This window comes from Neptuniibacter halophilus, from assembly GCF_030295765.1.
Lineage (GTDB): Bacteria > Pseudomonadota > Gammaproteobacteria > Pseudomonadales > Balneatricaceae > Neptuniibacter > Neptuniibacter halophilus.
In genome coordinates, this window is record NZ_AP027292.1 from 2,824,119 (window position 1) to 2,836,290 (window position 12,172).

Sequence of the window (12,172 nt, forward strand, 5' to 3'; positions counted from 1 at the left end):
CGTCTGCACCCCGGCTTCTGTATCATTGGAGCCGGAAGATTCCCCCGCACAGATTCATCGCGCTCGTCTGCTCTCATTTTTTATATAAATCAGCCGCACGCTTTTCTGCTTTGGTGTTCAGCGACCCCAGACCTGATCAGACGTCAGATATTCATATAGATTTTGCCTATATTACAAATAAAAACTATCGAATTGTTCGAGATATTGGCCGCGTATATAAAGTCCTTACTGACCTTCTGGATCAGCTTACATCCAGCCATCTTAACAATGTGAGAGTTCAACGATGACCGAACAAAAAAAGACTATCAGTGTTAACGGACGTACCTACAAATGGCCACAGTGTCCTGTCGTTGCCGTGTGTGTAGACGGTTCACAGCCTGAGTATATCGAAGAGGCGATTAAAGCCGGTGTCATGCCCTGGACTGCCAAAGTCGTGGCTGAGCAGGGCAGTGACCTGCGTGCGGATTGTGTGGTACCGAGCTTCACCAACCCGAACAACATCTCCATTGTGACCGGCGTGCCACCGCGTGTTCACGGTATCTGCGGTAACTTCTACTACGACCGCGAAAACGACAAAGAGGTGATGATGAATGAACCCTCTCTGCTGCGTACCGACACCATCTTCAAAGCGTTTCAGGATGCCGGTGCCAAAATCGCAATTGTCACGGCAAAAGACAAACTGCGCCGCCTGCTGGGTAACGGCCTGACCTACGGAAAAGAGGGTGCGATCTGCTTCTCTTCCGAAAAAGCGGATCAGGTGACCTACGAAGAACACGGCATCGAAGGCGTACTGGATATGGTTGGCATGGAAGTGCCTTCGGTTTACAGCGGCGAGCTGTCTGAGTTTATCTTCGCGGCCGGTGTGAAACTGATGGAGCGTGAGCGTCCGGACATCATGTACCTGTCGACCACCGACTACATTCAGCACAAGTTTGCACCGGGCTCTGAAGGGGCTAATAAGTTCTACGCCATGATGGATAAATACTGGGCACAGTTGGATGCACTGGGGGCGATTGTCGCTCTGACTGCCGACCACGGTATGAACGCCAAACACCACAACGATGGCACGCCGGACGTGATCTTCCTGCAGAGCCTGCTGGATGAGAAATTCGGTGCCGGTAACACCCGCGTAATCCTGCCGATTACCGACCCTTACGTAGTTCACCACGGCGCGCTGGGCTCCTTCGCGACCATCTATCTGGATGAAGCGATGAAAGGCCCAGTGCTGGATTACCTGACTACGGTTCCTGGTCTTGAGGAAGTACTGACTAACGCGCAGGCCTGCGACAAGTTTGGTCTGGCACCGGATCGCACCGGCGACATCATTGTTGTCTCTGATCAGCAGAAAGTGCTGGGAACGACCGAAGAGCGCCATGACCTGTCTGGTCTGGAAGTGCCTCTGCGCTCCCACGGTGGCATCACCGAGCAGTGCGTACCGCTGATCGTCAGCCAGCCTGTAGGTGGGGTTGATCCGGCCCGTCGTCTGCGCAATTTCGATATCTACGACATCGCGCTCAACCACACCGCCGCGTAATCGCCTGAACGGGAGACGAAGCATGAATATGCCTGAAAATGCCCTGCAGCAGCGCCATGAGCTGATGCGTATTGCCGGCAAAAAGGTTGATGGTGCCACCGGTAAACGGATCGAAGTGATCTACCCTTACACCGGTCAGGTGATCGGTACAGTGCCCCGCGCCAGCAAAGAACAGGCGGCGGAAGCATTTAAGATTGCTGCGGAGTACGAACCCACGCTGACGCGCTATGAGCGTCAGCAGATTCTCAGCAAAACCGCCGCGCTGATCAATGAAAGACGTGAACAACTGTCCGAGCTGATCACGCTGGAAACCGGTCTGTCGAAGAAGGACTCTCTGTATGAGTGTGGTCGTGCCTTTGACGTTTACACCCTGGCCGCGGCGATGTGTCTGCATGACGACGGAGAAGTTTTCTCCTGCGACCTGACCCCGCACGGTCAGAAGCGCAAGATCTTCACCCAGCGTCATCCGCTGCGGGCGATCTCAGCGATTACCCCGTTCAACCACCCGTTGAACATGGTCTCGCACAAGATCGCACCGGCGATTGCCACCAACAACTGCGTGGTGTGTAAGCCGACCGAGCTGACCCCGCTGACCGCACTGGCGCTGGCTGACATCCTCTATGAGGCCGGTCTGCCACCGGAGATGCTGTCGATGATCACCGGCCTGCCGGAGGATCTGGGGGATGAGATGATCACCAACGATCATATCGATCTGGTGACCTTTACCGGCAGCGTCCGGGTGGGCAAATACATCGCCAACACCTGCGGTTACCGGCGCAAAATTCTCGAGCTGGGGGGCAATGCTCCGCTGATCGTTATGGAAGATGCGGATCTGGAACGGGCGGCCACCCTCGCGGTAACCGGCGCGACTAAAAACTCCGGTCAGCGCTGTACCGCCGTGAAGCGAATCCTCTGTGTCGAATCCGTGGCCGATGAGTTTGCCGATCTGGTCGCCAGCAAAGCCCGCGAGATTCGCTACGGCGATCCGATGGACCCGGAAACCGACCTCGGTACGGTGATCCACGAAGAGGCGGCGAAGCAGTTCCAGACCCGGGTGGAAGATGCGATCTCGAAAGGCGCAAAACTGCTCTACGGCAACGAGCGCAAGGGCGCGCTGTATTCGCCAACCGTGCTCGATCATGTGCCTTTTGATTGCGAACTGGTACGTGAGGAGACCTTCGGGCCGCCGATTCCGATCATCCGGGTGAAGGATATCAATGACGCGATCCGGGTATCTAACTCGACCGCCTTTGGTCTCTCCTCCGGTATCTGTACCTATCGGATGGATTACATCACCCGTTTTATCAACGAGCTGCAGACCGGCACGGTGAATATCTGGGAAGTACCGGGCTACCGGATCGAGATGTCCCCGTTCGGCGGCATCAAAGATTCCGGCCTGGGTGATAAAGAGGGCGTGATCGAAGCGATGAAGGGTTACACCTACGTGAAAACCTTCTCACTGCCCTGGCAGTAGTCGCGCTATCGCAACCCACCGGCGGGGGTAACCCCGCCGACATTCCAACACCCGGCAGAGCGCCAGAGGCGAACGCCGGAACCAGAACAACAGAATCGGTACTTTATTAGTGGGCAGAGCAGCCCGGTACCGGACCCAAGACAGCGCGTGCGAATTTTTGGCCTGACGGGCGCATGCAAACCAGGAGTAAAGTCATGACAACAACAATTACACTGCCTGAAAACCCATACCTTCTGTTAACCCCCGGTCCACTGAGCACCTCGCACAGCGTCAAGGCGGCGATGCTCAAAGACTGGTGCACCTGGGACGATGACTACAACAACATCGTTCAGGATGTACGTCAGCAACTGGTCAGACTGGCGACGCCATCTGAAGGCTACACCTCCATCCTGATGCAGGGCAGCGGCACGGCCAGCGTTGAATCCGTCATCGGCTCAGTAATCCCTGAAACGGGCAAACTGGCGGTACTGACCAACGGTGTTTACGGTAATCGTATCGTCGAGATTGCTGAATACCTGAAGATTCCGGTCGTCACCGTCGACAGTGGCGAGCTGGGGGCTTCCGACCTGACCGCGCTGTCGGCCAAACTGGAATCCGACCCGGCGATTACCCACGTTGCCGTGGTTCACTGCGAAACCACCACCGGCATGCTCAACCCCATTGAAGCGGTCAGCAAGGTGGTTAAAGCGCACAATAAAGTCTTTATCGTTGATGCCATGAGCAGCTTCGCCGGTGTAGAGATGGATATGGCCGCACTGGATATCGACTACCTGATCAGCAGCGCCAACAAATGTATTCAGGGTGTGCCGGGCTTTGGTTTTGTGATCGCTAAACGCAGCCGTATGGAAGAGATTAAAGGCTTTGCCCGCTCGTTGAGCCTCGACCTTTATGACCAGTGGCACTGCATGGAAGCGAACAACGGCAAATGGCGTTTCACCTCGCCAACTCACGTAGTACGTGCCTTTGCGCAGGCCCTGACCGAGTTGCAGGAGGAGGGCGGTGTTGCCGCACGTGCAGAGCGTTACCGTATTAACCAGCGCACGCTGGTGGCCGGTATGCGCGAGCTGGGCTTTGAAACCCTGCTGACCGATGCCAATCAGTCACCGATTATCACCTCCTTCTACAGCCCGGATGATGCGAAATACAACTTTAAACAGTTCTATGCCCTGTTGAAGAGCAAAGGTTTCGTGATCTATCCGGGTAAGGTCTCCAAAGCAGACTGCTTCCGTATCGGTAATATCGGTGAGGTCTATCCGCAGGATATGCAGGCACTGGTGAAAGCGATCGGCGAGTCGATGTACTGGACAGACGAAACTGTAAACAGCGAAGCGGTAGCCTGATGGCCGGGGCAGGCCGGTAACCAACCCGGTCTGCCCGACGTTTTGCACAGCGTGATTCAGGAGCCACCATGTACCACATAACCTGTCCCAGTTGCGGCCGTTTAACCACCCGAAGCAGTTGCCCGGAATGGTGGAATCAGAATGTTCGTGCCCGTTGCACCGCCAGGCTCAGCAGCGGTCCGGGTTATCAGAAAGGCTGTGGCTACGAGCAGGCCAGCCTGCAGGAACGAAAGCAGGCCGACCGCTTTATTAACAGCGCCCGTTAGCCGGTGTAGCGAAAATGAGAGCCCGCCGCCTGATCACCGATCTGGCTGGCACTTTTCTACAATTGCTGCTGCATCGTTACCGGAACGCCTGAATAGCCCGACTGATAAAAAAACGCAGGACCAACTGCTATGTGCCGCCCCGCCGAAGCCCAGCACTCCCCACGTGCGAATCGATACCGCTATCCGTTTAAGGTCGACGTGGAAGTCACACAGCGTTGCAAGAGGGTGGCGATCATCGGTGCACAACCACCACTGCGCGAGGTGGTTGCCAGACTTTGCCAGCAAAACCAGACGCGGGTGCAGGTCACGCAGTTTACTGACCTGAACGAGTTTCAGAGCAAAGCGAAAGGCGGGGCCTACCCACTCACAGTGATCTTTCGCCATGTGAATGAGCTGACTTTTCATCAGCAACTGCAATCACTTTTGCAAGATCGCTCTCTTAACAACGGTGGCCGAATACTGATCCTCTCCGAACTGCTGGGCGAGCAGGATCGGGCATACCTGCGACAGCATCAGGCAGACCTGTTACTGCCCATGAAAACCGAACCGGTATTACTTAAAGGTTTACTCCGCGAACTGCTGCAATCAGGCGCGGTACTCCCCAGCCACTGGCACCGCTGGACCGACCGTCTGCAACCGCAGTTTCAACCAGACCTCAGCGAGTGCTGCCCGCGGGATCTGAGATTGCTGACTCTCCTGCAACAGGGCCTCGCCAATAAACAGATCGCGTACCGCATGAACCTCTCCGAATCCACCGTAAAGCAACATCTGGGTGCTTTGTTCAGGCGCTGGAACATCAAAGGCCGGTTGCAACTGGCACTACTGGCCAGGTATCAGGCCGGGGGGATTTCAGATCGGCTCCGGTAACGATACGGGAACGAAAAACGTACAGCGAAATGTTAGATGAAAAAGGGCTGTGCTTCCTCGGGAAGGAAGCCAGGGATTATGAGCCATTGTCATGTGTTTATATTGCTAAAGGTATAATAAAGGTATGTTTTTGGTGTATGAATGGTTTTGAATATGACCCTAAAAAGAGCCAAAGTAATCTGGATAAGCACGGTATTGATTTCGAAACCGCTCAGGGAATTTGGCAAGATGCAGATTTGATTGAGGTTGCTGTAAATACCCCGGATGAGCCAATATCTTTAGTGATTGGCAAAATAGGCAATAAGCACTGGTCCGCTGTCATCACGCACAGAACTCCAAATATCCGCATCATTTCTGTTCGACGGTCTCGCAAAGCGGAGGTGGCCTTATATGAAAGCTAAAGATTTTGATCAAAAATTCGATGCCAATGAAGAAGATATTATTAATGATCTTGACCTCACAACCGCCCGGCGAGTGAATCAGGAACAGAAAAGGGTGAATGTCGACTTCCCTGTTTGGATGATCGAGTCTCTGGATAAAGAAGCCTCCAGATTGGGTGTGACACGCCAGTCGATTATCAAAGTTTGGCTGGCCGAGCGTCTGGAAAAACAACAATCGCATCAGGCTTAGCTGCTAACAAGGTGTCGCGCAGCAGAGGAGGTTCTTCCGGGGAGCCTGCGCTTTAGTCCCGTCTTCTGAGCTGTTTTGCTGATAACGTCACTACTCAATCCATCTGATCCTCAGACAGGGAAGTTTCGTACAACCGGGAGTTATTCACAGGCAATCAGTAAACTCACGGAACTTCCATGAACCGTATTAACCCTGCAAAATTACACAACAGTAAATGGACCGCCGTAAAACCGCTGAACCGGGAAAAGCATTTTCTGGTTACAGAGATGGATTTCGATGAGGAGGGGGTGGTACTTTCCTGTGTGATAGAAGCGGTGCTGACCCGGAAGGAGTACCCGATTGACTGGACGGAACTGAAGAACAGTGAGCAGTGGATTCAGGGCTGGAAGTAGCCGTGGCGCTGGGAAGCCGTTCAGCCTCTCACTTAATCAACCGCGTTTTTAACTTTGGCCTGTCCCGGCCAACCCATTCTTAAGCTTATCCATATGTCCGATCTGTCCGGACCTGAGTGAGTGTTAATGAGTATCCAGGTGAAGTGGAACGGTGACTGCCGTTTTAAGGTAACAACTGAGCAGGGTTTCAGTTTCGATATTGATTCCACAAGTGAGCAGGCTCCCTGTCCAACCGAAGTGCTGCTGTCTGCGCTGGGTGGCTGCAGTGCAACCGATGTGGTTTTAATCCTTCAGGAGCAGGGATTCGAGGTCACCGGTTTAGAAAACAGCGTGACGTTTACCCTGACCGAAACCGAGCCACGTTTATACCAGTCAGCTAATCTGCATTTTGTGGTTGAGGGGCGTGGCTTTTCAGCAGCAGACGTTCTGGTTGCTGCCCGGGAAGCGGTGGCGAAACACTGCCATGTTTGTCTTATGTTGAGTCCGGCTATGGATATTACCTGCACAGCGGCGTTTCTTGAGGCAGGTATTTAACCCGTTCAGCAGAGGAAGGATAACCGCTGGCGCAGCTTCCCTCTGTGGTGTGGCGTTGCTATTCTCTTTTGCCTGAAGGGGCTGTATACCCATTACCGATTGAAGCCATTAGCGCCTTCGCCTGAAATTTAACCTGAGCGGGTTTATTGCCAGAGGTAAGGGTCATTGGAAAGACCAACAAAAGAACAGATTAATGAACTCCCTCTGTTTGAGGGTATGGCGTTAGACAATATAAAACTGGTGACCAATCCTGAAGAGTCGGCTGCCGCCGTTGCTGAACTGACTCAGTGTGCTGTCGTTGGGTTCGATACGGAAAGTAAACCTGTTTTTAAGAAAGGCGAGGTCAGTGATGGCCCGCATCTGATTCAGTTCTCAAACAGCGAAAAAGCGTTTCTGTTTCCTACGCAGTTTACTTCTACCCTTGCGGATATCGAGCGGTTGCTCAGTGATCCGGATCTGAAGAAAGTCGGCTTTGGGTTATCTGACGACAAAAAGGTGCTGCAACGGAAGTTTGCTATCAAAATCGCTAATGCAGAAGAGCTTTCCACCCGGGTTAAGCACTTTACCGGGGTGAAGCAAAACGTGGGTGCCAGAGCGGCGGTTGCGATGTTGCTCAATCAGCGCCTGTCTAAAGGGGCGCAACGATCAAACTGGTCGAAACTGCCGTTGCAGCCTCATCAGCTAAAGTATGCAGCTAATGATGCCTACTCTGCTCTGCTGGTCTATATGAAGCTCGAACAGGGCGAATCATCGCTGTCTTGAAAAAGAGCTGGCAGCAATCAGACGAAAAAAAACGAGGGTACCGAAAGGTAGCCTCGTTAAAATCTGCTCGACAGAGTAGAAAGTGGGTCGCAGCCCGCCTTGTGGGCCGGCTGTGCTTTCTTAAGCAGATCGCCTCACATTAGTACGGTTAAGCTATAGCCGCTTCAGGCTGGGTTTGTTTCTCGCCCCGGTCGTCGTTTTTGTCATTAGAGCCGGGTGTCAGGTTCCAGAATGGCAGCAGGAGCAGGCCGGCAATAAAGGTCGCCATGGCAAAGCCCATGAATACGGTTTCAGAGTCGAAGTAACCGGGCAGCAGACCGCCAAGTACCGCACCCACCGAACCACAGCCATTGACAAAACCGGTCGCGGTGCCGGCACCTTTACGGGTACCGAAGTCAACGGCGGCAGAGCCGGAGAGCATGGAGTCAGGGCCATACAGGGTCAGGCCGATCAGAAACAGCATGCCAACCACCATATAGACATTGCCGCTGTGAACCACCGGTATAAAGCCGGCGAGGACTACGGTCAGAATCAGCAGGCTGAGGGCACAGACCGGCATACGCTTGGCCTTAAACATCTTGTCGGAGGCAAAACCGAGAATAATCGGGCCAAACAGGCCGGCAAACTCAAAGGCCGCCGGAATGATCACTGCTTCTGCCTTAGAGATACCGGTCATCTCTTTGTAGACGATGTACGGGCCCCAGAGCAGAATGGCATATCGGGCAGGTTTCAGCAGGAAGTAGAGCGCACCCAGCAGCAGAACCACTTTGTTTTTCAGTACCGCCTTACTCTCTTTCCAGCCATGGCCTTCGCCGCGTTCGGCGATCTCATCATCGAGACTTGCCAGCAGGGTCTCTTTCTCCTCACCGTGATATTGCTCGATCGGTTCCAGACCGACACAGCCCGGTGTATTGCGTTGCAGGATAAAGAACAGCAGCCAGACTACGGCGACCACCACGGCGGTGGCGAAGAAAGCGATGCGCCAGTCGTTGAACACATCGTAGGCCATCCAGCCGGCAAACGGCGAAGCGACCAGACCACCAAACGCATAGTTAGTGCTCCACATGCCCATAACACGCCCACGTTCGTTGCGGGAGAAAAAGTTACCGACGTTTTTACACAGGGCCGACCAGCCGGTGGACTGGCCCAGTCCCTGTATAAAGATAAAGATCATAAAGATGGCCGCGCCATGGAACAGGCCCATGGATACGGCTGCGACAACCGAGGCCAGCAGACCACTGAGAATCATCACCCGGGTACCGAATCGGTCAGCAAACATCCCCCACATAAACTGGCCGATCGCGTATGCGATCAGATAGGCCGCATCCATATTCGCCATCATCTCGGTGGTGATGGAGAAGTTCGGGTCCTCTTCCATACCCACTTTAGCCACAGCAAAAGCCTTGCGGGTGAAATAGAAAGACGCGTATGCGAGCCAGGTGATGCCGAATATCTGCCAGCGCCAGCGCTCATAACGCGGATTCTTGATCATAGTTGTCATTTAACAGCCTCATTTTTATTTATGTTTATTTTGTTTGGGCCCGTATCGATCATAGAGAAATTTGAATGATAACTACAATTCGATAGTTCTTATCTTAAATATAGGTTGAGTCTATGCACTGGCTGTACCAGTCAGAGCGTCTGTCTGGCGGGGCTATGACCGCTTTGTTCCCCGCTAAGTGACTGTTTATCCCACGTATTGCTTAAGATCCCGAGCGGTTACTTCTTTATAACGGCTTCTGTCTCAAACGGCAGTGAGTGCGCTCTTCTCCGGGAAAAGCGCTTTGGGCTGTTGTCTGCACCCGCTGCGTGCGGGCAAAAGTTGATTGTTTTCTGATCAGGCTGTTTTGCTTTTGCCGCAGGTTTGCCCCGGAATTGGCGGGATTTCTGCGCCTTTAAAGTGCGCGCTGAACCCTGATAGTGCAGGCATTTTACTAATAGTCTCAACCTATGTTTGGTATTTGATATATCGATTTGTTGCGGGTTTGGGGCGGGTATATAACGAATGGGCACACCTGAAAAGTTCTTATCCATCCAGCCTGTGAAGACTGGTTCTCTCTTTGACCTAATAACGACAAAAAGGGGCGCAAGATGAAGAAACAAGGTTTTGTCCGATCAGTAAAAATCACCGTCCAGACACTGACCCTCAGTGCACTCTCGATGGCGGTACTCAATGCCGGTGCGGCGACTGAACTCACCGTGTATACCGGCCTTGAGGCCAATGATCTGAAAAAGTATGCCGAGCGGTTTAATGAAGATTACCCGGATATCAAGCTCAACTGGGTACGTGACTCGACCGGTGTTATTACGGCGAAGTTGCTGGCGGAGAAGGAAAACCCACGGGCGGATGTGGTCTGGGGGCTGGCGGGTACCAGCCTGTTGCTGCTGGATAAAGAAGGGATGCTGGAGCCTTATGCTCCGGTGGGTGTCGAGAAGCTGAGTAAGGGCTTCCGGGATGTGAATAACCCGCCCACCTGGACCGGCATGAACGCCTGGGTTGCCTCCATCTGTTTTAATACCTACGAAGCCGAAAAATATAACCTGCCTAAACCCACCTCCTGGAAAGACCTTCACAATCCGATTTATCAGGGCCATCTGGTGATGCCGAATCCGGGCTCCTCCGGCACCGGTTATCTGGATGTTTCCAGTTGGTTGCAGATGTTCGGCACTGAAGGGGGCTGGGCCTATATGGATGGCCTGCACAAGAATATCAGCCGCTATACCCACTCCGGTTCCAAACCCTGCAAGCTCGCTGCCGCAGGTGAGATTCCGATCGGCATCTCCTATGCCTATCGTGCCGCCAAGCTGAAAAACAAAGGTGCACCCCTGGATGTGATTGTACCGGCAGAAGGCGTCGGCTGGGAGCTGGAGGCGGGCGGCATCATCAAAGGCACGCCGAAGATGGACGCGGCGAAAAAACTGATGGACTGGTCGGTCACCCATAAAGCCAACACCCTCTACAACGAGAGCTTTGCGGTGGTTGCGATGCCCGGTGTCGCGAAACCGGTGAAGAACTTCCCGGCTGAGATTACACAGCGGATGATCGATAACGATCTGGCCTGGGCGGCTGCAAACCGGGCAGAGATTCTGAAGGAGTGGAACAACCGGTACAACTCAAAATCGGACCCGAAATAAGAGCGCGGGTCAGGCTTCGTTGTTGAGCACAGCGAAGCCTTTTTGAGCATGAAAATAATAAGAGTGAGGTTGCTATGGGCGATTTAGCGAAGAAACGCTTTGGCCATGAGTCATTGCACCGGGTGGATGGCAAGGGGCGTAAGGTTACTGAAGTCAGACCGCAGAAGAAGTATCTGGAAATAAAAGACGTTATCAAAGAGTACGGCAATTTCACCGCGTTGAAGGGGATCTCTCTGGATATTAACGAGGGCGAATTTATCAGTTTCCTCGGTCCTTCCGGGTGCGGTAAAACCACGTTGCTGCGGGCAATCGCCGGGCTGGATATTCAGACCTCCGGTACCGTGCTGCAGGGCGGTGAGGATATCTCGGCGCTGCCGCCGAATATGCGTGACTTCGGCATAGTGTTTCAGTCCTATGCGCTGTTCCCCAATCTGACGGTGGCGCAGAACGTGGCGTATGGTCTGGAGAGCCGCAAAACCGAAAAAGATGAGATTGCACGGATTATCTCCGGCCTGCTGGTTACGGTGGGTCTGCCGGGATCGCAGCATAAATACCCTTCCCAGCTTTCTGGTGGTCAGCAGCAGCGTGTGGCACTGGCCCGTGCTCTGGCAACCTCGCCGGGCTTACTGCTGCTGGATGAGCCGCTCTCGGCACTGGATGCTCAGGTACGCATTCACCTGCGTAAGGAGATCAAAGCGCTGCAGCACAAGCTGGGGGTAACCACCATTATGGTGACCCATGATCAGGAGGAGGCGATGACCATGGCCGACCGGATTGTGGTGATGAATCACGGGGTGATCGAGCAGGTGGGTACGCCCCAGGAGATCTACCAGCGTCCGGCCAGTGCCTTTGTGGCGAACTTTGTCGGCACCATCAATCTGATGCCGTGCTTTGCCAGCAGCGAGGACTCGATCGATATGATCGGTGTGCAGCTTAAGTGTCAGTGTGATGCCGGGCTGGTGGGGCAGAAAGCGGTGGTGGCGATCCGGCCGGAAGATGTGGTGATCCGTAATGTAGCAGACGGGGACACCAACAGTCTGGATGTGGTGATTGATGAGCTTGAGTTCCTCGGCTCGTTTGCCCGCGCGACCCTGAGCCATGGGCGCGGTATGTCACTGATCGCCGAGTTCTCGATGAACGTGATGCGGGATTTCAGCATTCAGGTGGGCAAGGCGGTTAAGATCGCGCTGCCGGTTGAGCATCTGCGCTTATTCCCGGAACAGTAATCGGCTAATGCG

The 12,172-nt window shown here is 53.8% G+C and carries 13 protein-coding genes; 12 read left to right on the top strand and 1 reads right to left on the bottom strand.

Annotation, left to right across the window (positions count from 1 at the left end):
- Positions 1 to 283: 283 nt before the first annotated feature.
- The 10 genes from phnA (at position 284) to QUD59_RS13205 (ending at position 7,799) form a co-directional block, all read left to right on the top strand.
- Complete coding sequence (gene phnA / locus QUD59_RS13160; RefSeq protein WP_286237540.1) at positions 284 to 1,534, top strand: phosphonoacetate hydrolase; 1,251 nt, start codon at positions 284 to 286, stop codon at positions 1,532 to 1,534.
- 22 nt (positions 1,535 to 1,556) lie between these two features.
- Entirely contained in the window at positions 1,557 to 3,008 is a 1,452-nt protein-coding gene (gene phnY / locus QUD59_RS13165) for a phosphonoacetaldehyde dehydrogenase (RefSeq protein WP_286237541.1), read from the top strand.
- A 194-nt stretch (positions 3,009 to 3,202) separates the two neighbouring features.
- A complete protein-coding gene (phnW, locus tag QUD59_RS13170) occupies positions 3,203 to 4,348 on the top strand; it encodes a 2-aminoethylphosphonate--pyruvate transaminase (RefSeq protein WP_286237543.1) in 1,146 nt (381 codons plus the stop codon).
- 68 nt (positions 4,349 to 4,416) lie between these two features.
- Complete coding sequence (locus QUD59_RS13175) at positions 4,417 to 4,614, top strand: hypothetical protein (RefSeq protein ID WP_286237545.1); 198 nt, start codon at positions 4,417 to 4,419, stop codon at positions 4,612 to 4,614.
- Between the two features lie 129 nt (positions 4,615 to 4,743).
- Positions 4,744 to 5,481, top strand: coding sequence for a helix-turn-helix transcriptional regulator (locus tag QUD59_RS13180; protein ID WP_286237546.1), 738 nt, complete (start codon positions 4,744 to 4,746; stop codon positions 5,479 to 5,481).
- Positions 5,482 to 5,510: 29 nt separating this feature from the next.
- A complete protein-coding gene (locus tag QUD59_RS13185; protein WP_286237547.1) occupies positions 5,511 to 5,882 on the top strand; it encodes a BrnT family toxin in 372 nt (123 codons plus the stop codon).
- Positions 5,872 to 6,111 (top strand): type II toxin-antitoxin system BrnA family antitoxin, encoded by a 240-nt coding sequence (gene brnA / locus QUD59_RS13190; protein WP_286237548.1) that lies wholly within the window; start codon positions 5,872 to 5,874, stop codon positions 6,109 to 6,111. The genes QUD59_RS13185 and brnA overlap by 11 nt, the downstream gene beginning before the upstream one ends.
- Positions 6,112 to 6,287: 176 nt before the next feature.
- Positions 6,288 to 6,503: a TIGR02450 family Trp-rich protein gene (locus QUD59_RS13195; protein ID WP_286237549.1), complete on the top strand. Its 216-nt coding sequence runs from the start codon at positions 6,288 to 6,290 to the stop codon at positions 6,501 to 6,503.
- A 126-nt stretch (positions 6,504 to 6,629) separates the two neighbouring features.
- Complete coding sequence (locus QUD59_RS13200; RefSeq protein WP_286237550.1) at positions 6,630 to 7,037, top strand: OsmC family protein; 408 nt, start codon at positions 6,630 to 6,632, stop codon at positions 7,035 to 7,037.
- Between the two features lie 165 nt (positions 7,038 to 7,202).
- On the top strand, positions 7,203 to 7,799 hold the full coding sequence (locus QUD59_RS13205; RefSeq protein WP_286237551.1) for a 3'-5' exonuclease: 597 nt from the start codon (positions 7,203 to 7,205) through the stop codon (positions 7,797 to 7,799).
- 148 nt (positions 7,800 to 7,947) lie between these two features.
- Here QUD59_RS13205 and QUD59_RS13210 read toward each other — a convergent pair whose 3' ends face one another.
- Positions 7,948 to 9,300: an MFS transporter gene (locus tag QUD59_RS13210; protein ID WP_286237552.1), complete on the bottom strand. Its 1,353-nt coding sequence runs from the start codon at positions 9,298 to 9,300 to the stop codon at positions 7,948 to 7,950.
- Between the two features lie 590 nt (positions 9,301 to 9,890).
- Between QUD59_RS13210 and QUD59_RS13215 the strand changes: the two genes are divergently transcribed.
- Both QUD59_RS13215 and QUD59_RS13220 read left to right on the top strand, forming a co-directional pair.
- Positions 9,891 to 10,934: a putative 2-aminoethylphosphonate ABC transporter substrate-binding protein gene (locus tag QUD59_RS13215; RefSeq protein ID WP_286237553.1), complete on the top strand. Its 1,044-nt coding sequence runs from the start codon at positions 9,891 to 9,893 to the stop codon at positions 10,932 to 10,934.
- Between the two features lie 74 nt (positions 10,935 to 11,008).
- Entirely contained in the window at positions 11,009 to 12,160 is a 1,152-nt protein-coding gene (locus tag QUD59_RS13220) for a putative 2-aminoethylphosphonate ABC transporter ATP-binding protein (protein WP_286237554.1), read from the top strand.
- Positions 12,161 to 12,172: the final 12 nt, after the last annotated feature.

What these genes read in the sequence shown, in the direction of transcription:
- phnA (WP_286237540.1), top strand. Translation starts at nt 284, where the DNA reads ATGACCGAACAAAAAAAGACTATCAGTGTTAACGGACGTACCTACAAA.
- phnY (WP_286237541.1), top strand. Translation starts at nt 1,557, where the DNA reads ATGAATATGCCTGAAAATGCCCTGCAGCAGCGCCATGAGCTGATGCGT.
- phnW (WP_286237543.1), top strand. Translation starts at nt 3,203, where the DNA reads ATGACAACAACAATTACACTGCCTGAAAACCCATACCTTCTGTTAACC.
- QUD59_RS13175 (WP_286237545.1), top strand. Translation starts at nt 4,417, where the DNA reads ATGTACCACATAACCTGTCCCAGTTGCGGCCGTTTAACCACCCGAAGC.
- QUD59_RS13180 (WP_286237546.1), top strand. Translation starts at nt 4,744, where the DNA reads ATGTGCCGCCCCGCCGAAGCCCAGCACTCCCCACGTGCGAATCGATAC.
- QUD59_RS13185 (WP_286237547.1), top strand. Translation starts at nt 5,511, where the DNA reads ATGTTAGATGAAAAAGGGCTGTGCTTCCTCGGGAAGGAAGCCAGGGAT.
- brnA (WP_286237548.1), top strand. Translation starts at nt 5,872, where the DNA reads ATGAAAGCTAAAGATTTTGATCAAAAATTCGATGCCAATGAAGAAGAT.
- QUD59_RS13195 (WP_286237549.1), top strand. Translation starts at nt 6,288, where the DNA reads ATGAACCGTATTAACCCTGCAAAATTACACAACAGTAAATGGACCGCC.
- QUD59_RS13200 (WP_286237550.1), top strand. Translation starts at nt 6,630, where the DNA reads ATGAGTATCCAGGTGAAGTGGAACGGTGACTGCCGTTTTAAGGTAACA.
- QUD59_RS13210 (WP_286237552.1), bottom strand. Translation starts at nt 9,300, where the DNA reads ATGACAACTATGATCAAGAATCCGCGTTATGAGCGCTGGCGCTGGCAG.
- QUD59_RS13215 (WP_286237553.1), top strand. Translation starts at nt 9,891, where the DNA reads ATGAAGAAACAAGGTTTTGTCCGATCAGTAAAAATCACCGTCCAGACA.
- QUD59_RS13220 (WP_286237554.1), top strand. Translation starts at nt 11,009, where the DNA reads ATGGGCGATTTAGCGAAGAAACGCTTTGGCCATGAGTCATTGCACCGG.